Origin of the sequence: Mesorhizobium sp. M0491, from assembly GCF_040321265.1 — a bacterium.
In the GTDB taxonomy this organism is placed as follows: domain Bacteria; phylum Pseudomonadota; class Alphaproteobacteria; order Rhizobiales; family Rhizobiaceae; genus Mesorhizobium.
Genome location: NZ_JAMYRE010000004.1, coordinates 235,973 through 258,346, shown reverse-complemented (window position 1 = coordinate 258,346; position 22,374 = coordinate 235,973). Strand labels below are relative to the sequence as shown.

At 60.1% G+C, this 22,374-nt stretch carries 17 protein-coding genes and 8 pseudogenes; 11 read left to right on the top strand and 14 right to left on the bottom strand.

The window, feature by feature from the left end; all coding sequences use genetic code 11:
* Nucleotides 1–364: 364 nt before the first annotated feature.
* Nucleotides 365–723: pseudogene (locus NKI69_RS06890) on the top strand (transposase); the annotation flags it as partial.
* Between the two features lie 415 nt (nt 724–1,138).
* On the opposite strand, the gene NKI69_RS06885 reads toward NKI69_RS06890, so the two are convergent.
* Nucleotides 1,139–1,306 (bottom strand): hypothetical protein, encoded by a 168-nt coding sequence (locus NKI69_RS06885; protein WP_352676322.1) that lies wholly within the window; start codon nt 1,304–1,306, stop codon nt 1,139–1,141.
* 408 nt (nt 1,307–1,714) lie between these two features.
* On the opposite strand from NKI69_RS06885, the gene NKI69_RS06880 reads away from it, so the two are divergent.
* From NKI69_RS06880 to NKI69_RS06860, 5 genes and pseudogenes are all read left to right on the top strand, one after another.
* A complete protein-coding gene (locus NKI69_RS06880; protein ID WP_352720630.1) occupies nt 1,715–3,805 on the top strand; it encodes a prolyl oligopeptidase family serine peptidase in 2,091 nt (696 codons plus the stop codon).
* Between the two features lie 175 nt (nt 3,806–3,980).
* Nucleotides 3,981–4,676, top strand: coding sequence for an OmpW/AlkL family protein (locus tag NKI69_RS06875; RefSeq protein WP_502900158.1), 696 nt, complete (start codon nt 3,981–3,983; stop codon nt 4,674–4,676).
* Between the two features lie 99 nt (nt 4,677–4,775).
* Nucleotides 4,776–5,183 carry an amino acid kinase family protein gene (locus NKI69_RS06870; protein ID WP_352720628.1) on the top strand — a complete coding sequence of 136 codons (408 nt, stop codon included), beginning with the start codon at nt 4,776–4,778 and terminating at the stop codon, nt 5,181–5,183.
* 482 nt (nt 5,184–5,665) lie between these two features.
* Nucleotides 5,666–6,421, top strand: coding sequence for a 4'-phosphopantetheinyl transferase family protein (locus NKI69_RS06865; protein WP_352720626.1), 756 nt, complete (start codon nt 5,666–5,668; stop codon nt 6,419–6,421).
* A gap of 230 nt (nt 6,422–6,651) precedes the next feature.
* A pseudogene (locus NKI69_RS06860) lies at nt 6,652–7,849 on the top strand (IS256 family transposase).
* Between the two features lie 314 nt (nt 7,850–8,163).
* Here NKI69_RS06860 and NKI69_RS06855 read toward each other — a convergent pair.
* The gene (locus NKI69_RS06855) at nt 8,164–8,466 is read right to left on the bottom strand and encodes a hypothetical protein (RefSeq protein WP_352720624.1); all 303 of its coding nucleotides are present in this window, start codon (nt 8,464–8,466) and stop codon (nt 8,164–8,166) included.
* A 380-nt stretch (nt 8,467–8,846) separates the two neighbouring features.
* On the opposite strand from NKI69_RS06855, the gene NKI69_RS06850 reads away from it, so the two are divergent.
* Nucleotides 8,847–9,392, top strand: a complete 546-nt coding sequence (locus NKI69_RS06850; protein WP_352720764.1) for a hypothetical protein — start codon at nt 8,847–8,849, stop codon at nt 9,390–9,392.
* Here the strand turns inward: NKI69_RS06850 and NKI69_RS06845 are convergent.
* From NKI69_RS06845 to NKI69_RS33550, 3 genes and pseudogenes are all read right to left on the bottom strand, one after another.
* Nucleotides 9,282–9,579 (bottom strand): annotated as a pseudogene (locus NKI69_RS06845) (IS110 family transposase); the annotation flags it as partial. The gene NKI69_RS06850 and the pseudogene NKI69_RS06845 sit on opposite strands and share 111 nt — an antisense overlap.
* A 74-nt stretch (nt 9,580–9,653) precedes the next feature.
* Nucleotides 9,654–9,872, bottom strand: coding sequence for a helix-turn-helix domain-containing protein (locus tag NKI69_RS06840; RefSeq protein WP_111548122.1), 219 nt, complete (start codon nt 9,870–9,872; stop codon nt 9,654–9,656).
* 203 nt (nt 9,873–10,075) lie between these two features.
* On the bottom strand, nt 10,076–10,513 hold the full coding sequence (locus NKI69_RS33550; RefSeq protein ID WP_502900157.1) for a helix-turn-helix domain-containing protein: 438 nt from the start codon (nt 10,511–10,513) through the stop codon (nt 10,076–10,078).
* Between NKI69_RS33550 and NKI69_RS06830 the strand changes: the two genes are divergently transcribed.
* Nucleotides 10,503–10,742, top strand: a complete 240-nt coding sequence (locus NKI69_RS06830) for a hypothetical protein (protein WP_502900160.1) — start codon at nt 10,503–10,505, stop codon at nt 10,740–10,742. The two genes, NKI69_RS33550 and NKI69_RS06830, sit on opposite strands and share 11 nt — an antisense overlap.
* Here the strand turns inward: NKI69_RS06830 and NKI69_RS06825 are convergent.
* From NKI69_RS06825 to NKI69_RS06815, 3 genes are all read right to left on the bottom strand, one after another.
* Entirely contained in the window at nt 10,708–10,893 is a 186-nt protein-coding gene (locus tag NKI69_RS06825) for a DNA -binding domain-containing protein (RefSeq protein WP_352720620.1), read from the bottom strand. The genes NKI69_RS06830 and NKI69_RS06825 overlap by 35 nt on opposite strands.
* A gap of 765 nt (nt 10,894–11,658) precedes the next feature.
* Nucleotides 11,659–13,065, bottom strand: coding sequence for an aminotransferase (locus NKI69_RS06820; protein WP_352720618.1), 1,407 nt, complete (start codon nt 13,063–13,065; stop codon nt 11,659–11,661).
* A 216-nt stretch (nt 13,066–13,281) separates the two neighbouring features.
* Entirely contained in the window at nt 13,282–13,806 is a 525-nt protein-coding gene (locus tag NKI69_RS06815) for a hypothetical protein (protein ID WP_352720616.1), read from the bottom strand.
* A gap of 519 nt (nt 13,807–14,325) precedes the next feature.
* On the opposite strand from NKI69_RS06815, the pseudogene NKI69_RS06810 reads away from it, so the two are divergent.
* A pseudogene (locus NKI69_RS06810) lies at nt 14,326–14,516 on the top strand (IS21 family transposase); the annotation flags it as partial.
* Between the two features lie 5 nt (nt 14,517–14,521).
* Nucleotides 14,522–14,820: pseudogene (locus NKI69_RS33545) on the top strand (Mu transposase domain-containing protein); the annotation flags it as partial.
* Nucleotides 14,821–15,156: 336 nt separating this feature from the next.
* Here the strand turns inward: NKI69_RS33545 and NKI69_RS06805 are convergent.
* The 6 genes and pseudogenes from NKI69_RS06805 to NKI69_RS06780 all read right to left on the bottom strand — a co-directional run.
* On the bottom strand, nt 15,157–15,654 hold the full coding sequence (locus tag NKI69_RS06805; protein WP_352720614.1) for an Lrp/AsnC family transcriptional regulator: 498 nt from the start codon (nt 15,652–15,654) through the stop codon (nt 15,157–15,159).
* Nucleotides 15,655–15,959: 305 nt separating this feature from the next.
* Nucleotides 15,960–17,504 carry a fumarate hydratase gene (locus NKI69_RS06800; protein WP_352720612.1) on the bottom strand — a complete coding sequence of 515 codons (1,545 nt, stop codon included), beginning with the start codon at nt 17,502–17,504 and terminating at the stop codon, nt 15,960–15,962.
* 6 nt (nt 17,505–17,510) lie between these two features.
* The gene (locus NKI69_RS06795; protein ID WP_352720610.1) at nt 17,511–18,944 is read right to left on the bottom strand and encodes an aldehyde dehydrogenase family protein; all 1,434 of its coding nucleotides are present in this window, start codon (nt 18,942–18,944) and stop codon (nt 17,511–17,513) included.
* A 203-nt stretch (nt 18,945–19,147) separates the two neighbouring features.
* Nucleotides 19,148–20,074 carry a LysR family transcriptional regulator gene (locus tag NKI69_RS06790; protein WP_352720608.1) on the bottom strand — a complete coding sequence of 309 codons (927 nt, stop codon included), beginning with the start codon at nt 20,072–20,074 and terminating at the stop codon, nt 19,148–19,150.
* A gap of 486 nt (nt 20,075–20,560) precedes the next feature.
* Nucleotides 20,561–21,679: pseudogene (locus tag NKI69_RS06785) on the bottom strand (IS110 family RNA-guided transposase).
* A 198-nt stretch (nt 21,680–21,877) separates the two neighbouring features.
* A pseudogene (locus NKI69_RS06780) lies at nt 21,878–22,003 on the bottom strand (IS110 family RNA-guided transposase); the annotation flags it as partial.
* Nucleotides 22,004–22,036: 33 nt separating this feature from the next.
* Here NKI69_RS06780 and NKI69_RS06775 point away from each other — a divergent pair.
* Nucleotides 22,037–22,227 (top strand): annotated as a pseudogene (locus NKI69_RS06775) (hypothetical protein); the annotation flags it as partial.
* Nucleotides 22,228–22,374 lie beyond the last annotated feature (147 nt).

The following is a 22,374-nucleotide window of genomic DNA, read 5'->3' as shown; positions in this document are numbered from 1 at the left end:
AGGGTCAAGAGCGTCATTTCAGCTGGAGTGTCTACAATGAAATAAAAAAAGCTGAATGGCACTCTAGGGCCTGTTGAGATTCATCGTGAGTTTATGACGGCGGCAGCGAGTTGGATGATTGCGTTGAAGCTCTGGTCGGTTTTGTCAGCTCGCATGGCCATACGCTCGAACTCCTTGAGTTTGCAGAAGAGTTATCGATGAGATGACGCCATTTGTAGAGTTCGAGATTGAGAGGGAGCGGCAAGGCGCGCCTCGGATGCTGCGAGATGACGATCTTGGCTCGCCGCGTTCGTTCAGATCGGCAATGATGGTGTTGCTGTCGAAGGCCTTAGCGGCGATCAGCCCGCCGAAGGCGAGGACGCCCGAGGCCACAAGCACGCAAGGGCGCGCCGTCGCCGACCAGATCCGGCCGAAGGTACCGAAGCTGGCGACAATCATGGACGACGCCGAGCCAGACGTGCTTGCCTACATGACTTTCCCCTAGGGAGCACCGCGCCAAGCTGCACTCGACAACCCGATCGAACGCCTCAACGGCGAGATCAAGCGTCGCACCGAGGTCATCGGCGTCTTCCCAAGGATGATGCCATCGTCCGCCTGGTCGGCGCGATCCTGCTCGAACAGAACGACGAATGGGCCGTGCAGCGCGCCAGATACATGACGCTGGAAACCATCAGCCAAATGAGCGATGATCCGCTCATCAGCCTGCCAGCCGTGGCACGCTGATCAGCCCGGCCCCATACGGGAGAGCGCGGCGACCAAGCCGTCAGCTACACCTGTACGGGGCGATGATTGTCAAGCTTCATTCGTTTCCTCATCTCCTCGTTCGGCTGATTGGCGACCATCTGCTCGAGACGACCTGGCTTCGAACTGGCCGCCGCCCGCAGTGACGGTCAAGGGTAGCTGCAGGCCATCGCGAAGCGACTTGTCCTTGACGGTCACGAGCACGGGCGCCGGCTTTGCCGGGTCAGGTGGAGCTCTTTCCGGTGGGGCCAAATGCCGACGACAGATTTCCGAGGCGAGCTCGCCGAGGCAGGCGCGAAGGTCGCGCGGCAGACTTGTATGCGGTAGATCGCAGTGGATTTGACCATGATGCAGCATGCGCATCGGTGGCGAAGCTCCGGGGCGGTGCGTCCCATTCCTACGTCGGCGGTCCGAACTGCGAGGTCGCCACTCCAGCCTCTCGCGCGATCGCCGACACATTCGCGCCAGGCTTCAGCGTCGCCTCGATCAGCGTGCCTTCGCTTGCGCCGACCAGCGCCGCAGACGCTGCGGGCTTGCCTCCGGTTCGGAACCGCCTCAAGAACATGGAAACTTCTATCATCAGACATAGGCGCAGATATAGAAATTGACACCGCAAGCTCCACGCTCCTTCAGTGTCATCATCTCTCGCCCATCATCTGATGCCGCGCCAGATGGATGGGCTCCGCGCTTACACTTAGATCGATCAGGCGCCTACCGTTGCAGTCATTGTCGGAACTACGACGATGTCGGACATAAGACACAGCGCTATCAAAGTGATCGTATTGTTCTGAAAAGATTTTCCTGGTTGGCACGACAGATGCAAGTCCTATGCGCAAACGCACTGCCGCGCCGCACCAACTGAGAAGACCTCATCCATGATCACGCTCGCCGAGCATGCGGTCTCCGCCGCAAACACTGAGCTTGCCCGAGCGGAAGGAAGCCTTTGCGCTTTCATTCTTCAGGTTGTACGGACATGACCGCGTTCGATTTCCGTCCAACTCTGAATGCTCCCGACGATGATCCCTATCTTTGGCTTGAAGATATAAAAGGCGAACGGGCACTTGACTGGACCGCCAGCCAGTCGGCCAGGACACTGGGGCAGTTCGGTGGAACGCAGTTCGATCGCGACCGTGAGGCCCTAACAGCGATCTTCGACCGTCCTGAAAAGATTCCCTTGATCACCCGCCGCGGCCCGTACCTCTACAATTTCTGGCAAGATGCCGGAAATCCGCGCGGACTGTGGCGCCGGACCACCCTTGCCTCCTACATGAAAGTTGAGCCCCAGTGGGAGCTACTGCTCGATCTGGACGCCCTCGCCGCTAGCGACGGAGAGGACTGGATCTGGCGCGGCGCGTCCGTTGAGCCGGAGAGACGGGAAAGAGCCGTTCTACGCCTGTCGCGCGGCGGCAGCGAGGCGGTGGTGCATCGCGCATTCGATCTGGAGTCTCTTAGCTTCGTCGCCGACGGTTTCAACCTCGCGGAGGCCAAGGGCGGCATTGAATGGCTCGACCCTGACACGCTTCTGCTTTCTAGTGCGTTTGGTGATGGCATGGCGACCCGTTGCGGCTACGCGCGCACCGTTCGGTTGTGGAAGCGTGGCGCGGATCTGCTCACCGCGCCGGTACTCTTCGAGACCGGTTCCGAATCTCTCGGGGTGTCCGGCCATCTGGACCGCACCGCCGAGAGCGAGCGCCTCTGGTTCATCGAGCAGTCGACCTTCTTTGAGAAGATCGGCCGAATCGGTGACAGGAGCGGGCCGAAGACGCGGATCGACCTTCCTCGAGACGCCTCGTGGAGCGGGTTCAGCGACTGGCTGGCGGCAAAGCCGCGCAAGCCATGGACAGTGGGAGGGATGACACATCCCGCGGACGCGCTCATCGGCATCTCGCTTTCCTCCTTCATCGCCGGCGAGCGCAGTTTTGCCATCCTCTTTGAAACAGGCGACAGGCGCTCCCTGCAGTCATTCTTCTGGAATATCGGGAAGCTCATTATCTCCTACCTCGTCAACCTCGATCCGCGTTTGGAGATGTTCACTCCCGACCGCCAGGAATGGACGCGCCGAGCGCTGGACACCGTGCCCACCGAAGGGACTGTTCACCTTCGGTCGCTCGATGCGGAACTTCACGAGACCAATGGAGAGGTCCTCATTTCGGCTCAGGACCCGATCACGCCGCCGAAGCTTCTCCTATTAGACCTCAACGCCGCGGCGCCTTTCGGCGCTCCAGTAATCCTGAAGCGCAACCCGGAGAATTTCGACGCATCCGGGCTGGTGATCACGCGCCACGAGGCAGTCTCGACTGATGGTGAGATGATCCCCTATACGCAGGTCGGTCCGGCGAACGGGAACGGTGATGCCCCGGTTCACCTCACCGCCTACGGCGGGTTCGGCCTATCGCGCCTGCCCCACTACAGCTCCTCGCTCGGCAAGCTGTGGCTCGAACGCCGCGGCACCTGTGTGGTGGCGAACATCCGGGGTGGCGGAGAGTTCGGCACCCGTTGGCACGAGGCCGGGCGTAGGGAGGGCAAGCGTCTCGCCCATGACGATTTCGCCGCCGTTGCCGCCGACCTCGTGCAAAGGGGCATTACGCTGCCGAGGCGGATTGCCGCAGAGGGCGCTTCAAATGGCGGCCTCCTGATCGCCAATATGCTTACCCGCTATCCTGAGCGTTTCGGCGCGCTGTTCTGCACAATGCCGTTTGTCGACATGCGCCGCTACACCAAGCTTTTGGCGGGCGCGAGCTGGATTGACGAATATGGCGATCCCGACAAGCCGGAGGAATGGATTTTCCTAAAGGAAATCTCCGCCTATCACGCCGCGACACCAGGACAGCCCTATCCGCCGATCCTGCTTGCCACCAGGAAGCGAGACGCCCGCGTCCATCCGGGCCACGCGCGCAAGATGGGTGCAAAGCTGCAGGCTCTTGGCTATCCCGCCTACTTCTACGAGTCCGACGCAGGCGGGCACGTCTCCGGCAAGAACAATCGTGAGCGGGCCGCATTCATTGCCCTGGGCACCAATTTCCTTCGCAGTGCGATCGGCTGGCAAGTCGATGGCGTTCGATAGGTGCACGGAGACAAAGGGCAACGTTTCACAAGTGAGTACAGGTCGATGATTGCGAGCAAAGGGCAAATAAAATGTGCGCGCTGTCCCACGCAAACTGCGCATGAGCGCTTCGTCGATTCCAGCAGGTTTTTTCATAGTGCACCGCATCATTTCTGAAGAGCAAGGAGAGAATATCATGGCGAGAAAGCGAATGGGCGTGGGGCGGGGCGTAACAGCGGCCATCGTCCTGATGCTGATGGGACAGCAGGCCGTGGCGGCCGAGCTTGCGCAAGCCGCGAGCGTCCCGCAGGCTGGAGCCTCGGTCACGGAAGCGCCAAGCCCTTGGCAGATCCGGCTGCGAGCGTTGGGGGTCGTCACTGAGGATTCGGGCTACGTCAATGCAGTGCCCGGCTCTGGTCTTTCTTATTCAAACACGGTTACGCCGGAACTCGATATCTCCTATTTCTTCACGGACAACATCGCCGCGGAGCTTATACTCGGCACCACCTATGCCAAGATCGATGGCCAAGGAACGATCAGCGGACTGGGCAATATCGGTAAGCTTTGGCTGCTGCCCCCCACGCTCACATTGCAGTATCATTTTACCGATTTCGGCGCGTTCAAGCCCTATGTAGGCGCCGGCGTGAACTACACGATATTCTATAACCAGGATGTCGGCAGCGCCGACGCTCTCAAGGTTAAGAACACGTTCGGTACCGCACTGCAGGTCGGGTTCGACTACATGGTGGATCAGCACTGGGGCGTCAACTTCGACGTGAAGAAGCTTTTCCTCAAGCCAGACTTCGACGTCACGGTCGACGGCGCGAAGCTGACGGGAAAGGCGGAGCTCGATCCGTGGTTGATAGGCGCAGGCGTCACCTACCGTTTCTGATACCAAAGGCAACGCGGCTTGCTGACAGCCGATCTGAAATTAAGGGCGCCTCGTGCGCCCTTATACCCTCGAAGGCCGTGACGCTCAGGACAGGTGAGATTGGAGAGACGTGTCTTCACTTCCAGTGCAGCAACACTCAGCGGCAGCACAAGCAAGCTCGATCCGATTGGTTTCGGCTCGCCGGCTGATAGTGAAGATTGGCTCAGCACTGATCGGCGAACCAGAAACCGGATAAGTACGCGGTTCTTGGAGGATGTCGCCCGATTTTTCGCAGCCGGGCAGCAGGTGATCATCGTCACGTCTGGTGCTGTCGCGGTCGGCTCAAGTCACTTCAACCATCTGGACAGATCTCTGCGAGTTGAGGAGAAACAAAGGGCCGCCGCCATCGGTCAGGTTCAACTCATGCGTGCCTATGAACAGGGTTTTAAACGCCATAGTTTTGGCGTTGGGGGCCAAATCCAGGTGCAGCGACTTTCTCACCGCCCTCTTACGAGCAAGATTGACTGACGGAAGCGCCCGATCCAAGTATCTGCGGCTGCGGGTGGCGCGCGTGTTTCAGGGGCTTCGGTTCAAAGTCGTCGTCGCACATCAACGGTCGACCCACACCTTGAAATCGAGTCATTCCTCGGATGCAACTCGACCAGTCGCGGTGAGTTGAGTTTTCCGCGGCGCACACCGAGTTCGCACTGGGAACCGACAGGCGGTCACGGTTAGAGTCGGTGTCGGATCTTCGACGATGTCGGATGATACAGTGCTATCGGAATGATCGCACTGTTCTGAATGGATTTTCCTAGTTGGCACGACCCATGCTCGGGTATCCCCAAACGCGCTGCGGCACAGACTGAGGAGAAACCATCCATGATCACGCTCGCCGAACATGCGGTCGCCACCGCGAAAACTGAGCTTTCCCGAGCCGAAGGAGAACCTTGCGTTTGTCTACGGCGATGGGGTCTAGGCTGGGCTCTGTGGCGGTGAGCGCGGCCTCCAGCATGCGCGCCTCAGCCGTCAGGCACCTTATTGCTCTTTCTGCCCGTTCGCTTGGATTTCTTAAAGACGTGACCTTGCACGACACGGGATACGTCGATGCGGTTCTTGTGCGTGGCCGGTTCGATTTCGAGTGCTACACGGAAGATCTGTTTCATAAGCTCGCCTTGGCCTTCCCTCCCAGCTTGTGCACGGCACTACCGTTACGCCGTGCCGAATTTCTGGCCGGTCGCGCGATGGCGGACGCGGCGTTGCAGGCGCTAGGCCAACTTACTACTGAGATTCCTATCGGTCCCGACCGCGCCCCAGTCTGGCCAAAAGGTTCAGTTGGTTCAATCACCCATGCGCGGGGGCATTGCGCCTGTTTCGCCAAAGGCGATCCAGGCTGGCAAGTCGGTGTCGACATCGAGGCAATAGCCGGCGGCCACGCGCTGGAATCGATCCTGAGCATGACGGCTAACCAGCGTGAACGTGCCTTGATTGCACGACAGACGGCGCTCCCTCCAGATCGGCTGGCGACGCTGCTCTTTTCGGCAAAGGAGACACTTTTCAAAGCACTCTACCCAGTGGTGCGGCGCTTTTTTGGGTTCGACTGTGCTGAACTACGGACGCCGCCTGCGAACGGATGCTTGCGGCTGCACCTAACACAAACCCTTTGCAGGGAATTACCTGCGGGCGAATCCTATGACATCCGCTTTAATACCACCGCCGACTGCGTATTGACTTGGCTAGCCGTGCATCGGTTACGGAGGCAAGCCTGATTCCCCGAGCCGCAATGTAAATATAGCGGTCTGCCCTTTCACAGCCGGTTCCGTCCGGCGGATCCTCGTCCCGCGGGTCGTGTCCCATGAGGTGGTGTAGCTCGGCGGTAGCGAAGCTGCTCGCGAGCGCGCCGTTGGTAGCGCTGTAGCGAGCGTGCGGCTTTGCGGTGGTCATCGGCGCTTTCCGTAGGGTTTGGTTGTTGACGCCAACCCATTTCGGAAGACCACCGATGACCGACGACATGATGAACCTGCGCACGCTCGTGGAGAAGACTCCGGATTCCGATCTCTTGCGCGAGATGATCGGCTTTGCCGCCGAGCGGCTGATGGAGTTGGAGGTTGGGGCCGCCACCGGCGCCGCCTATGGCGAGAAGAACCCGTTGCGCACGGCCCAGCGCAACGGCTATCGCGAGCGCGACTGGGAGACGCGGGCCGGCACCGTCGAACTGCGCATCCCCAAGCTCAGGAAGGGCTCCTACTTCCCCGGTTTTCTCGAACCGCGCCGCATGGCCGAGAAGGCGCTGACCGCCGTCATCCAGGAGGCCTACGTCCAGGGTATCTCGACCCGCTCGGTCGACGATCTGGTCAAGGCCATGGGCATGAGCGGCATCTCCAAAAGCCAGGTCAGCCGGCTGTGCGAAGAGATCGACGGCAAGGTCAAAGCGTTCCTTGAGAGACCCATCGAGGGCGGCTGGCCATATCTGTGGATCGATGCCACCTACCTGAAGGTGCGCCGCGGCGGCCGCATCGTCTCGGTCGCCGTCATCATCGCTGTCGGCGTCAATGCGGACGGCCGACGCGAGGTGCTGGGCATGGAGGTCGGCACGTCTGAGGCCGAGCCGATCTGGACAGAGTTCCTGCGCAAGCTGACCCGCCGTGGCCTGCGCGGCGTCAAGCTCGTCGTCTCCGATGCCCATGAAGGCATCAAGGCGGCCGTCACCAAGGTGCTGTGCGCGACATGGCAGAGGTGCCGCGTCCACTTCATGAGGAACGTGCTGGCCCATGCCGGCAAGAGCGGGCGCCGCGTCGTCTCCGCTTTCATCGCCACCGCCTTCGCCCAGGAAACGCCCGGGGCCGCAAGCACGCAATGGCGCGCCGTCGCCGACCAGATCCGGCCGAAGGTGCCGAAGCTGGCGACAATCATGGACGACGCCGAGCCCGACGTGCTTGCCTACATGACTTTCCCCAAGGAGCACCGCGCCAAGCTGCACTCGACCAACCCGATCGAGCGCCTCAACGGCGAGATCAAGCGGCGCACCGAGGTCGTCGGCATCTTCCCAAATGATGGCGCCATCGTCCGCCTGGTTGGCGCTATCCTGCTCGAACAGAACGACGAATGGGCCGTGCAGCGCCAGATACATGACGCTGGAAACCATCAGCCAAATGAGCGATGATCCTCTGATCAGCCTGCCAGCCGTGGCACGCTGATCAGCCCGGCCCCATGCCGGAGAGCGCGGCGACCAAGCCGTCAGCTACACCACGCAGCGGGACACGATCGTCCCGCGCTCGTGAAGGCGTCAGCTTTTGCAAACTATGCGCGTCGTCAGCGCCTTGCGCTGCTCAGACATACACTCCACTTGCTCGAACATTCCCCTGCCACGGACGCGGCTGTCGCGACCGGCCTCGGCTCGAAACGCCCAGATCCTGGTATCGGTCACCGTCCCTCGGCCGAAAAGATGAAGCTGAACTTATGACGGTCGCTGGTTGTGCCATCCTCCGGATCATAGAGTTCCCCGGGCTTGCTATCGAATGCCAGCGCGCTGGATATAGCGCAGATGAGCGCGCGCCGACTGAAGTCCCTTTCCATCCAGCTTGACGACACGGGACTTGATGACGAGGCGCGGCTGTGAGGCGGCGAAGCGGTCACGCGACGCAAGCTCGCTGCAGACGCCGGCACCGCGCCCGATCCCGGTGCCATGGAAGGTTCCCTTGCCGCGACTTTCCCAACCACGAGCAAGATTGGCTGACGGCAGCGATCGAGGTATTTCCGGCCGCGGGTGACGCGTATTTTTGCGGGGCTTCGGTTCAAAGTCTTCGTCGCGCATCAACGGCCGGCCCCCACAACTTGAACTCGAGTCTTTCCTCGAGTTGGCAGCTCGACTGGTCCGGGGAAATCGGCGCCATATAATCCGGTGGTTGTGCGAATCTGGCGCCTTGGCGGCCCTACAGTTGCTCTCATTGTCAGACCATCGACGATGTCGGACATGAGACCCAGCGCTTTGATCGGTTGTTCTGAAACGATTTCCCGGTCGGTGCACCACGCCGCAGATGCGCTGATCGGCATCTCGCTTTCCTCCTTCATGGCCGGCGAGCGCAGTTTGCCATTCTCTTTGAACCAGGCGACAGGCGCTCCCCGCAGTCATTCTTCTGGAATAACGGGAAGCTCATTATCTCCTACCTCGACAACCTCGATCCGCGTTTCGAGATGTTCACCCCCGACCGCCAGGAATGGACGCGCCGAGCGCTGGACACCGTGCCTGCCGAAGGGACTGTTCACCTTTGGTCGCTCGATGCTGAACGTCACGAGACCAACGGAGAGGTCCTCATTTCGGCTCAGGACCCGATCACGCCGCGGAAGCTTCTCCTAGAGCTCAATGCCGCGGCGCCTCTCGGCGCTCCAGTAATCCTGAAGGGCAACCCGGAGAATTTCGACGCATCCGGGCTGGTGGTGAGGCGCCAGGAGGCAGTCTCGACCGATGGTGAGATGATCCCCTATACGCAGGTCGGTCCGGCGAACGGGAATGGGGATGCCCCGGTTCACCTCACCGCCTACGGCGGGTACGGCAAGTCGGTCCTGCCCTACTGGGGCCGACACCGGGAATGGCGCCAGGCGCTGTCTGCACTCCTTGGCCCGATGTTAAGCTATCAATCTGGCGTCGACATCTTTCAGATGTGTTTGCAACTGCGCATATTTCTTGAGCATAAGCGCGAACAGCTCCCGCCCCCAATCCGGCAGCGTCCGATCTGCTAAGATACGCTCGAGCAGCGGTTCGATCTGCACATTCTTTGGCGGCGATCAGCCCGTATTCTAACGGATAGTTGCGGATCGCATTGGCGAGTGGCGTGCGATTGCGGATCAGCCTCTCGCGCAGGTCACCCAGCAGCAATGCCGGCTGGTTGTCGTCTATCCTGACCGGTAGGAAGCGGCGCATGGTCGGAATTCTACGCCCTCGCATGCGCGATCGGGGTGCGCCGTCATCTTGATGGAAAAAAACCGGTCTCTGCGAAAGTCTCAGGCCTGTTTGTCGGGCCGCACGAGTTCCATGTGGCTCACCCCGAGCGCTTGTGCCAACTCGTAGATCGTGACGATCGTCGGATTTCTGCGGCCTTTCTCCAACCCGCTTATGTACTGCTGACTGAAGCCGGAGATCTCGGCAAGCTGCTCTTGCGTCAGATGGTTCTTCTGCCTGAACCTCTGCACATTCCGTCCGACCAACTGGCGCATGTCCATCCGCCCAAGTCAGCGGATTAGGCATCTTGAGTTTATCAACTATAATATGTATTCCACACGGTACGTCTCAATCCGCCCGCAGAAGGCTTCGCGGAGCCAATTTTCGGAGAGAGGACAGCGGTGTTACACTCTGAACCGAATGCGCAGATCGCGGACGAGGCCGCGTTAAGGGCCTTTGTTGGACAAACCAGGCGCGACGCCAGCTATAGGTCACGAGAGCGACGCATTTGTGCCAGAAGCTCGCAAGGATCGATATCGAGAGCCTCGGTAACGTCGAGAAACTCAATTACGTCCAGCCGGCGTTCACCACCCTCGTACTTGGCCACGAAGGATTGTGGGCGGCTCAGCATATCAGCAACCTGGGTCTGGGTGACCCCTTTGGTTTTGCGCGCCGCAATCAGCCGTTGTAGCAGCCGGCGCTGGCGAGCTGATCGAAGGGATTTCGGCATCAGACGAACCGGCCAAGAAGGAACCGGCTCACCGACTAATCCCAGTTTCGTATTATCCCATTTTAGGATATTGTGGCGGGCGCGGTTAGGTCTTACGCGAGACATGAAATGGTAGACAGATTGTTCCAACCTGCTGTTGCCGACGAGGTCCCATGGGCGGAGAGCCTGACCGCTTACGACGATGAACTTCACGACATATTTGAAGCTCATAGACGCATGCGCCGACAATGCGAGCGAAGAAGAGATGGCGCAGGCGATATTGGGCATCGATCCAGTGCAGGAGCCAGCGCGCGCCCAAAGGGCGGTTCGCAGCCATCTCGCGCGCGCCCACTGGCTGGTGGTGGCGGGGTACAAAGAGCTGTTCTCGGGCCTGATGGTGACAGCCGTTACAGAAGAAAACGCTTATACCCGCCGTTCATGAGCCAGCGCCCGCGCCTGACTGCACGGCGGACGCTGTCGCGAAGATGGTCACCGGGGTCGGCCCAGTCCTGCTCGACGCGGGCTCTGCCAAAGAGGGCAAGGCCGATTTCGCGGTGTGGTGCGCCAGCGATGGAGCCGTCGAGCGCACGCAAGACGCGGCGCAACCGTGAGCAACGGGGCTCGGTCGGAAAGAATCCAGGATGGAGGGTAGGTGGAACATCAGGCGCACCTTGCGGCCCTTGCCAGGCGAAGGGAAAAGATAGGCAAAAGACGGCAAATCGAGCGAAGCGGCAATCTCGTCCAGAGCGCGTTGCGCAGGTCCGTCGCGTCAGCGCTGTCTGCTATCTGCTCTACAAATCTATGAAAAACGTCTTGCATAGCTAAACTGCAGTGAGTTCGCCCACGGCTTCTGGCCCCACATATCGGAGCCCAGACGGGTCGACCAAAGCGCAGCCATTCAGGGAAGAAGGCCCGGCAGGAGACTGAGCTCCGTGCCGGGCCGGTGCGCCTTGGGAGGGCGATATGTGCAGCGCTCTTATCGACACCGAGACCTCATTCCAGCGTCATCTGTTAGCAGGTGACAGTTGTCCTCTTGGTTTTGCACTTCATTGCGGTCGGGGTGTCTTTTTGCGTGCGGTTGAGACTGCTCCATGGAGGAGCTCAGCCTCATCTGTGGTCTGTGAGAGCGTCACCTCTACATTCTTGCAGCAGCTCACGTGAGCCGTCTTCGGACGCGAAGGCGGCACTGTGTTTTTCGAGATTGGCGTCGCATTTCGGCATCGGCTCGCACACCCTCCATGCAAGTTGCGTTGAAAGCGAAGCGGATTTTTTGCGCGCGCCAGCTCATGACGCCACAGGGACTCCCGGAGGTGATGTCCTGGTCGATCCGAGTGGGAGGCGTCATCCGTCACGTCAGATCATATCGCGCCCTCCGACTTCAGCGCGCGATAGGTCGTATCGACTGATTTCGCAGTTGCGTCGACGATGATGTCGATCTCTTTTCGGGTAATGATCAGAGGTGGGGCAAAGCCGAGGATATCGCCATGCGGCATAGCGCGGCCTATGACGCCATTTTCAAACAGAGCAGCGGCGGCGCGCACGCCGACTTGAAGTCCGGGTTCAAATGGCACCCGGCCCTTCGGATCCCGCATCAGCTCCACGGCGGATAGAATGCCGACGCCGCGAACCTCGCCGACAATGGGATGTCGCTCCAGTTCGGCTTTCATGCGGGCTTGCCAATAGGGTCCGACGTCCCGAACATGTTCCAGGATGTTTCTTTCCTTTAGCAATTTAATGTTGGCAAGCGCGGCCGCCGCGCAAAGCGTGTGACCCGAATATGTCCAGCCATGGCCGAGTGGCCCGTGCTTTTCCGTCCCTTGTTCCAAGACCGACCAGACCCGGTCACCGATAATCGAACCGGAGATAGGCAGATAGGCGGAACTCAAACCCTTGGCGATGGTTACGAAATCCGGGCGCATGCCATAGAGGTGGGAACCGAATTTCTCACCGGTTCGCGCGAAGCCGCAGACCACCTCATCGGCAATAAGAAGGATGTCGTACTTGTCAAGCACCCCCTGAATCGCAGCCCAGTATCCCTTCGGAGGCGGAACGATTCCACCGGTCCCAAGTACCGGCTCTCCAATGAAGGCCGCAACGGTCTCCGGGCCTTCAGCGAGGATAAGGGCTTCAAGTTCGTTGGCGCAACGCCTGGAGAACGCTTCCTCATTTTCGCCGTCGTGCGCTTGGCGATAGTAATGTGGCGTCGTCGTATGGCGCACCACGTCCAGCGGAAGGTCGAAGAAATCGTGAAAGAACGAAAGGCCTGTAAGACTACCGGTGACCAGCCCTGACCCGTGATATCCGCGATTACGCGAGATGATCTTCTTCTTTTCAGGGCGGCCGAGAATGTTGTTGTAATACCAGACCAGCTTGATGTTGGTTTCATTGGCGTCGGAGCCGGAGAGGCCGAAAAAGACCCTTCGCATATTGTGACCGAAATATTCGACCACGGCCTCTGCCAAGAGAGCGACTGGCTCAGTTCCTTGGCTCGCATAGATATGGGCGAACGGCAACTCGTGGGCTTGCCGTGCGATGGCCTCGGCAATCTCCGTGCAGCCGTATCCCATATTGACGCAGTAAAGCCCACCGAAACCGTCAAGGCTCTTTCGCCCGTCGGTATCCCAGATGTACACGCCTTCTGCACCGGCCATGATCCGGTTTGGCGTTTCGCCGCGGCTGTGCTTGACCAAGTGCGTGGAGGGATGAAAGACGAAGCTTCGGTCCTTCTCCCGCAGCTGCTCGGTTCCCAGGTTGCTCAAACGCATTGTTCTTCTCCTCGCGATTCCTTGGCTAGGAGCATTCGGCCAGCCGCCCGTTGGAAACCAGCATAGTGCCAAACATGTCTGGGGTTTCGCGGGAATCCATACCTTTAAGCGACGAATTCACGGAATCGACGCCAATCGGCGTGAAAACCAAGGCTTCGGGAATTTGCCTTCGCCTTGAGGAGACGAGGGTGCGGGCGTGACGAAGCAATGTATCGGCTAGGCACTCTTCGCATCCGGCCGATATTCCCGTCTTCGATCGAGCCTGACTGATAGGAAATTCGCGCGCCGGTCTTCCTGTCGAATGTTGCGTGTATGATGCGCAAGCTTCGTCGGCAGTTCGTTTATCTGAGCGACCCTTAGCTGCAGTCCTTTGAGGCTTTCAGGCTCCGTTTCCGAACCTTCAATCGCCTCCAGTGCGGTTTGCCATTCCTTCAAGGCTTGTTTGTACGTTTGATACTTCTGCTGCGGCTCGTTCAATTTCTCCGAAAGCCGCTTCTGCTCCGCGACCAGCGCGGTCTCGGTCGTAGCGGCGCTTTCGACGCTCTTTGTGATCGTGTCGTCACTGCTGGCCAGCGTTTGCTGATGCTCTGTCAGGACATTACAATTGACGGTCGGCCTCGTCTCCTGTGGCGAGAATTGCCTCCCTAAGGCGGTGCAGAGCTCGGCCAAGCACTGGTTCATTCTTTCCGCTGCCGACGAGGCACGGATATGTGCTGCGCCGAAGCGGTCCGCCGGCTGCATCAGTGATCGCCGCTACGGCCGCGTGGATTACGGCATTCAGGTCAACGGCCTCGCGAATAATCGGACTGCGGCGAAATGGCGCGCAGCAGACGTGGTGCAATTCCGTTGCCGGGTTTTCCCGGCTTCTCCCTGCCTTCTTCCGCATTACACCAGGTCGGGGTTTCAGCTCCGAGGCATGTGACACCGAACTCATCTGGATGCTTTGTGACGCCGACGCGCACGACGGCCTTGCCGATAGGGGAACGAGCATGGCCCGATCGCCGGATCGATTGGCGACGATAAGCGGATCGGGCGAACCTATCTCGATGGGACCGGCATCGCTCGCGCGATAGAGGACACTGGGCACAAAATGCCAAGACTTCGATCACGACGTTGTCGTAGCCCGACCAACAGCAGGGCCAGTATCTCGCCTTCATCTGGACCTACATGGCAACGCGACGCTCCGCTCGCTGCTCAGATGAGGTCCGTGGTGCGGGTGAACATGAGATCGGACAAAGACTGCCTATGCCAGGGATGACCGCCTCCTGGCTGAAGACGGAAGCGAACAAGCCCCGCAAGCAGAAGCGCTCCCTCAAGCAGTTGCGCACGCCGACCTGATGAGCCTGGGCTATGACGGCTCCTATAATCGTGTTGCGGCATTCGCTCGGGACTGGAAAGCCGGTCGGCAGAGGGAATTGCAGACGTCGGGCCGCAGGACATTCGTGCAGCTGGCACCGAAGAGGCTGGGGCGCTTGGCCCTCTGGGCGGACGGGCGCCGTTCGGGCAGCTGGGGGATCTCGTGCGCAAGGTCCAGGCGGACTGCGCAATCAGGAGCTGGACACGAACAGTTACTCGGTTCCCTGGCGGCTGATCGGGGAGAGCGTCCAAGTCGTGGTGTTGGGCGGCCGTGTTATCTTGCGTCATGCGGGCGAGGTGGTGGCGGATCATGCCTTGTGCCGGGGACGTCGCCAACGGATTGTCGAGCGCGCGCATCTTGCCGGCGTGATCGGCGCTGCTGCGCCGGTACAATCGGCGGATATCGCCGTCATCACCAGCTGCCTCCACCAGTGCCTCATATTCGGCTAGTGGCCACAGAGCGGAAGGCGCAACGCGATCACGAGATGTTGGTCGCAATGCTCGACCGGCTGACCGCGACCGGGACCAGTTCTTCTTCCTCAGTTGCTCGGTTCCCAGGTTGCTCAAACGCGTTGTCCCTCTCCTCGCGAATCTCGGCTGGGAACACTCGGCCAGCTGCCCGTTGGAAACCAGCATGGTGACAAACATGCCTCGGGTTTCGCGGGAATGCACACCTTTAGCCGACAAATTCACGGAATCGGCACCAATCGGCGTGAAAACCAAGGCTTCGGGAGTTTACCGTTGCCTCAAGGCGGACAGAGGGATCGGTGAGTTGGATTTCACTGGTTTCGTCACGACAAGGCTGTAGTATTGCTCGATACCCAAGCCTGCCTGCAGCAATTCCTCCATGAAATCCTGATACGCGGCCATGGAAGGAGATGAAACCCGCATTAAATAGTCGATCCGCCCCCCGATGGCCCAGCAGTCCAGGATTTCCGGAATCTGTTGGATCGCATTCTCGAAGTGTCTTTGATCCTCGAGACGGTGGCGATCCAGAACCACCTCCACCATTATAGAGATGATGCCCCCGATGAGGGCTGGACTGAGTCGCGCGTAGAACCCCTCAATGATGCCCGCGGCTTGCAGCACGCGGAGCCGTTCTGAACAGGCCGACGCTGAAAGGTGAACACGCTTTGCGAGCTCGCTTTTTGAAATCCGACCATCTGACTGGATCTCTAAGAGAATCCGGACATCCCAAGCGTCCAGTCGCACCGGATCGGGTTTCAACTTCATGACCTTTTGCTCTCAAACGGTGGTCGACAGTGCAATTAGTACCAACCAATTTCATCATTAATTGAAGCGGGCGAATGTAAGCGTCATCCGTTGACCCGATTGGCACCCCTAGACAGCACCCTGAGCGTCGATCATAAGAACGGCAGGTCGAAGCAGTCTTTACACTGAGCGTTTGGCATCGAGAGCGACTTGAAAGCCTTTCTTTTTTGGCTCGCTGAGGAGCTGAACCACAAATGGCCGCCTGTGTTACCGATACGGCCCAAAATCCGAGCGGGAGTCTGGCCGGATTCGCGCAGCCGGCGGACTCAAACGCCGATGCTGCGGGCGATGCTGTCGGCCGCCATGCGCTTACGCCACTCAAGCGGCCCGGACTTATGAATGGAGTTTCCCTCAACATCGACAGCCATGATGACCGGCATGTCCTGGACCTCAAATTCATAGATCGCTTCCATGCCCAGGTCTTCAAAGGCAACGATCCGCGCCGCCTTGATCGATTTTGAAATCAGATAGGCGGCACCACCCACTGCGATGAGATAGGGCGTTTTGTGTTTGACGATTGACTCGATGGCCAGCGGCCCCCTCTCCGCTTTGCCGACCATCGCATATAGGCCAGTCTGCGCGAGCATCTCTTCAGTAAAACCGTCCATGCGGCTGGCGGTTGTCGGTCCAGCCGGCCCGACGACCTCGTCCCTCACTGCACGGACGGGTCCGACGTAGTAGATCACGCGTCCCCGCAGATCTACCGGGAGCGGCTTGCCGGCATTGATCAGCTCGACCATTCGCTGATGGGCGGCGTCACGGCCCGTCAGCATCTTACCGGACAAAAGAAGGGTTTCCCCGCAGCGCCACGATGCCGTGTCTTCCTTCGTGAGCGCATCGAGATTTATCCGCCGGACGCCGGCTGTGTGCAAGTCCTCTTGACCAATCTGGGGCCATTCGGAAAAGTCAGGTGGCTCGAGCTTGATGGGTCCCGAGCCGTCCAAGGTGAACTTCAGGTGCCGGTTGGCCGCGCATTGCGGAATGAGCGCCACAGGTTTCGACGCGGCATGTGTAGGATAGGTAGCCACCTTCACGTCAACGACCGTGGTCAGGCCGCCTAGGCCCTGAGCGCCGATGCCTAGCGCATTAATTCTTTCATAAAGCTCGATCCGCAGCGCCTCCTCCGCGTTGGACGACCCTTTGGCGATCAGTTCCGACATGTCGATCGGTTCGTTCATGGCCTCCTTGGCAAGCAGCATCGCCTTTTCAGCGCTGCCACCGATGCCGACCGAGATCAGGCCGGGCGGACACCATCCGCTGCCCAGCGTCGAGACGGTGTCGACTACCCAGTCGGCAACGGACGCACTGGGGTTAAGCGTGGTGAAACGCGCCTTGTTTTCGGATCCGCCCCCTTTTGCTGCGATGGTAATCTCGATTCCATTCCCGGGCACGAGGTCGACGTGGATGACCGCCGGCGTGTTGTCGCGGGTATTGATCCGTCCGGCGAGCGGATCGGCGACGATCGATGGCCTAAGCGGATTGTCGGGGTCAAGATATGCCCGACGGACGCCCTCATTCACGAGGTCAGCGAAACTGGCCGTCGATTTGATGCGGGCGTCCATGCCGACCTTGGCAAAGACAACTACAAGACCGGTATCCTGGCAGATCGGACGCAGTCCGAAGGCCGCCATGCGGGAGTTCAGCAGGATCTGCCCGATGGCGTTCTTCGCCGCCGGGCTCTGTTCGCGAGTGTATGCCTGCGAAAGGTATCCGATATAGTCGGCAGGATGGTAATAGGAGATGAACTGAAGGGCGTCTGCGACGCTCTTTGTGACATCCTCTCCGGCAATGGTCCGTCTTGTCCTATTCACGAAATCTCATCCAAATGAACCGAACCCGTTGACCAGTTTCAGGCTCTGGAAGCTCCGCACCCCCTGCTCGCCTCCTTCATATCCATACCCGCTCTGTTTAACGCCTCCATACGGCGCATCTGCTGAAACCCCTTTGAGATAATTTACGCTAAGAGCGCCAGCCAAAAGACCGCCGATCAGCGCCCGTTTGGTATCGTCAGCACAGGTGAAGATGTAGGCGGCCAAGCCATAGTCAGAAGCGTTGGCTTCTTCGATTGCTTCCTCGATCGTCTCGAACGGCGCCACGGTGAGGATCGGTCCGAACGGCTCGTCATGAAGCACTCTGGCATCCTTTGGCACGCCTGTCAGGATCGTTGGCGGCCAGTAAAAACCCGGTTGGTTGAGGCGGGTGCCACCGGTTTCGGCGGTGGCGCCGCGATCGACTGCATCCTTGACTAGACGCCGCATGGCCTCGATTCGCCGCGCATTTGCCATTGGACCCATCTCCGTCGCCGGGTCGTCCGGTGGACCGATCTTGATCTTGCGGGCAACTTCGGTCATCCGGGACAGGAATTCCTCATAGAGAGGCCGCGCGACGAGGATCCTGCTCGGCGCATTGCAACTTTGGCCGGCGCACTCGAACTTGTAGTCCGAAATTGCCGGTATAGCTTTTGCCAGGTCGGCATCCTCGCATACAACGACCGGGGAGTGCCCACCGAGTTCGAGGATGCACCGCTGCAAGTTATTCGCGGCGAGCTTGGCGAGCTGTTTTCCAACCTCGGTAGAGCCGGTGAACGTTAGGACCTTGACGATCGGCGAGCTGAGGAGATGCCGGGATATTTGCACCGGAACGCCAAAGACGAGATTGACCACGCCGTCCGGAATACCCGCTTGTTGCAAGGCTTCGACCAAATGGACAGCCGCGCTTGGTGTCTCTTCAGCGCCTTTGAGGATCACGGGGCAGCCTGCCGCCAAAGCAGGGGCGAGCTTGCGGGCGATGAGAACGGCGGGATAGTTCCAAGGCGTAAAGGCAGCAACGACGCCAAGTGGCTCGGGGACGATCATCCGGTTCGAGCCCATCGGAATAGGGGCCAACAACTCTTCGGCGTGCGTTCCGTTCCACTCCAGCGTTTCGACAGCTCGCGCGTACTCACCTGTCGCTTCGGCAATCGTCTTTCCCTGTTCGGTTGACAGGTCCCTAGCCGCCGCTTCAACCTTCGCTCCCAGAATTTTGGCGGCTGCTACGAGAATCTCGCCACGATCTTTTGCAGGCCGCGAGGACCAGGCTTTGCGGCTGCGCTCTGCCGAAGCGAGGGCCTCATCCAGATCCGGTATCGTCGCCGAGGCCACCGAGGCAAATACGATCTCCGTCGCCGGATTGATTACCGGCAGAGTGGCTCCGCTACCACCGGCTCGCCATCTACCATTGATGAAAAGCGGATAGCTCGTGGCGTTGGACATCTCATGCTCCGCTTGAGTATTTCTGCCAGTGCGAGACCAGCCGATCTCTCCGACCATCGGGTCACTTCTCTGCAGTCTCGTCGCGACGGTCACGCTGGTCAAATATGGAATGTCGCCCGAAACCATCTCGAATCCAGATTGATGGCCGGCTCGGACCCGCCGTGGAAGCGTGATAGCACTGGGACTCGGTTTGACGGATATGCCTAAGCCCGGACCGGAGCCGTGGTCGGCCACTGCCCGTTCTCGATCAATGTCCGCGTGACATTGGGGATCAGCTTGCGGACAGCAGAGACAGCGGGAGATTGCTCATCTTTGGGGTTGACGGCAAGCACAACGGAGCGGGTAATCACTGGATCAATGATTTTGACCGTTCGGACCCGTCCCTGAGAGGCTTCCCTCTGAATGGCCGACGGGGCAAGGATAGAATACGCTTTTCCTTCCATGACCATATCAATGATCGTAGAAAGGGAGTCGACTTCAAATCTGACGTCAAGCACACAACCGTGCTGCGCAACCACATCGGCCACCGAACGCCTGACATTGTTGTTGCGCATGGGAACCGCAAGCGGGAACGCATGCAGGTCGGCGAGCGGTATCTCGTCTTCGAAAGGCGGCTCACCTGGCGGCACCACCAGGTAAAATTCTTCGCGCGCCAGCACCGTCATCCGCCCCGTGCTCTCGGCAGTACGGTAAAGGACTGCCAGATTGAAGCGGCCCGCAGCCATCCACTCTTCCAGCGGTCCCGTCATGCCCTCGATCATCCTAAGGGAGATCCTTGGCAGCTCGTCTCTTGCCGATTCAAGCAGCGGACCGCTAAGAACACGCGCGGCTCCGGACGGAATGCCGATGGTCACCTCTCCGGAAGGAGAAATCACCGTATTGGTCAGTTCCATCTCGGTGAGTCGAATTTCCCTGAGAATCGTGCGCGCCCGCTCAAGCAGTTTGCTTCCGGAGGCCGTCACGCTGATGCCCGTCCTGTCGCGTACCAGCAGCTGAGTGCCGAAGCTTTCCTCCAGTTGACGCACATGGAGGCTAAGGGCGCTCTGAGCGACATGTAGAAGCGAAGCGGCCTTGGTAAAACTGCCGGCTTCCACCACGCCGACAAAGTATTTTAACTGCCTGATATCCACAGCTTAACCCAACTGAGGCAACTCGCCCCTCCTTTGCGTTTATCTCGAAACGAGATGGGCCGCAAGTAACACTTGCTGGCACACCAGCAGGGAAAGTTCCCGGTCGGACCCACCGTGGTCAAGAATGATGGATGACCTTTTCGCCCTATGCCTTTTGCCACAGGTTTTGCTCGCCATTGATGAGGCAGCACGGAGACGGGATGGGCGCTGAGACGACGGTTGATCCAGCTCGTATCCGCGGGTTGGTTACCGCACTTCCGTAATCCGTCCTAGACTAGGTTATCCCTGTCTAGTATCGGGCGTTGGGCTGATGCCCAGCCACATAGTTAGGGCGGGAGTTCTCCACCGTGGCCACATCCCGTCACCGTGCTGCCCGGTTTTTCCGCCGGTAGATCCGGCGCGGGCAGAGCCCTCAATCCGGCGGCGCCCGCGCCGGGGGGTGCGCTTGTCGGAATCCTGATCTTCGATGAAGAAGCGCACTGCATCTCAACGCACCGGTTCGACCTGGCGGCCGATGGCCCACAGGAACGCCGCCATCTCGCGCGCGATCGCCGCAACGGCGATGGGTTTGTTCTTGCCCGCAGGCATCAGGCGCCGGTAGCGGGCGCAAGGCCGAGTCTGCGCCCCTCCAGGCGATCTCGCGCACCGCCTTCGGCAGACCCTCAAGCCTACGCGAATGGGCTCCGTCACCCTGGCGGATAGCGGAAGGCCCAGGCGCCTTCGATCAGGACGCGGCCCGGCGCGGCGATTGCCGGCCAACGTCAGGCCGCCGCGCTCTACCGTGTCACCGGGTCGAGCGCTCCGAGGGCACCCAGGCCCAGAAAGGCCATCAGTTGCCGCGGAGTGTCGAAGCGGCGGACATCGCCGACTTCGCTGACGAAAGTGACGGCGACGATCAAGGACACACGGCGCAGTGCCTGATAGGCCACCGCCACCGGCGGCATCGACCAGCTCGGCACCAGCTTGGCCAGTTGCACATCCAGCCGCTCCAGCGGGTCGTGCGCATCGGTGACCGCGTCCACCTGGTCCTGGAACACGATCTGCTGGGCCGGATGGTCGAACTTTTGCGCCGCCAGCCAGCGGGCATGGGCCCGGGTCCAGTTCTTGCGTCCGGTAAAGACCCGGCCATAGCGCAGCAGGAACGACAGAAGCTGCTGGCGCTTCTTGCGCAGATCCTCGCTCGCCGCGGAGCGCACCCGCACTACTAGATCGCGCACCGCTTCATGCAGCGCGTCATGGAACCCAGATTCCCTTCAATTCTCCGGCTCGTAGCAGCCGCGCCAGACTGACCGCATCGCGCCGGTTCGTCTTGACGCGCTCGCCCGGGCGCATGGGGATCAGCGAGGGCGCAACGACATCGTAGCGCTGACCGCGCTCGACGATCTGCCGGTAGAGCCCGTAGCCGGTCGGGCCGGCTTCGTAACAGAAATGCAGGCTAGGATGCTTTTTCTGCAGCTTGCGCACGAAGCGCTCGACCGCCGCCGGCCTCGCCTCGATCTCGCCGAAATACCGGACCTCCCCATTGCGGCCACCCTCGGCAACCGCAATGGCGTGCTTCGCCTTCGACACGTCGACACCGACGTAGAAAACGCTATCTTGCTTAATGGCCGTCCTTTCTGCGCTTGGGGCTCGGCTCGGTCCCCGGAGCCCCCCGTTTGCTTAACAGCTCCAAAAAACTAAGGGCGGGCCGCCGCTCAGACCACGGTCATAACGTCTAGATGCCATCATGGGCCGGCGCTCCTCGCATAGCCAGGAAGGGTCGACGGCCCGCTCGTCGTCGGGAAGCACCTGCCGCTCGAGCTAGGTGCGACCCCGACGGTTGAACAGATCGGCATGTGGGCACTTTGGCACGAGGTGCGCCTGAAGGATGCCATGCACCTCGTTATTCACTCGCGTCGTGCGATGCCGAACGACCTGGTTGCGCCGCGACGAGTACAAGCGCCACGAGGCGTCGAACCCCAACGCGGTCACTTTCCCAATGCCCGCAATGAAGCTGCTATACTGGTTCTCAAACACGCCGCCGAGGAATGGAAACGCGCCCTCGCGAGTGGTTCATGGCCAGGACACAATTCGCCGTCGTCTTCGGCCAGCGCTTCGTCGGCCAACCGAAACGGGCCGCGCGCACAGAATTACTGACAGTCCCGGAGCCGTGATTTTCGACCTGGTTTTTTGGCTTTAATTTCCCGCAGTCTCCGTGCGTCCGGCCTCTCGCCCAGGCTTCGGGAGGGCCGCCGTGGAAAAGCAGGCGGCCTTCTGACGCGGTCTATTATTGCCGCCATCTCCGGCTTGATTTGATGCTG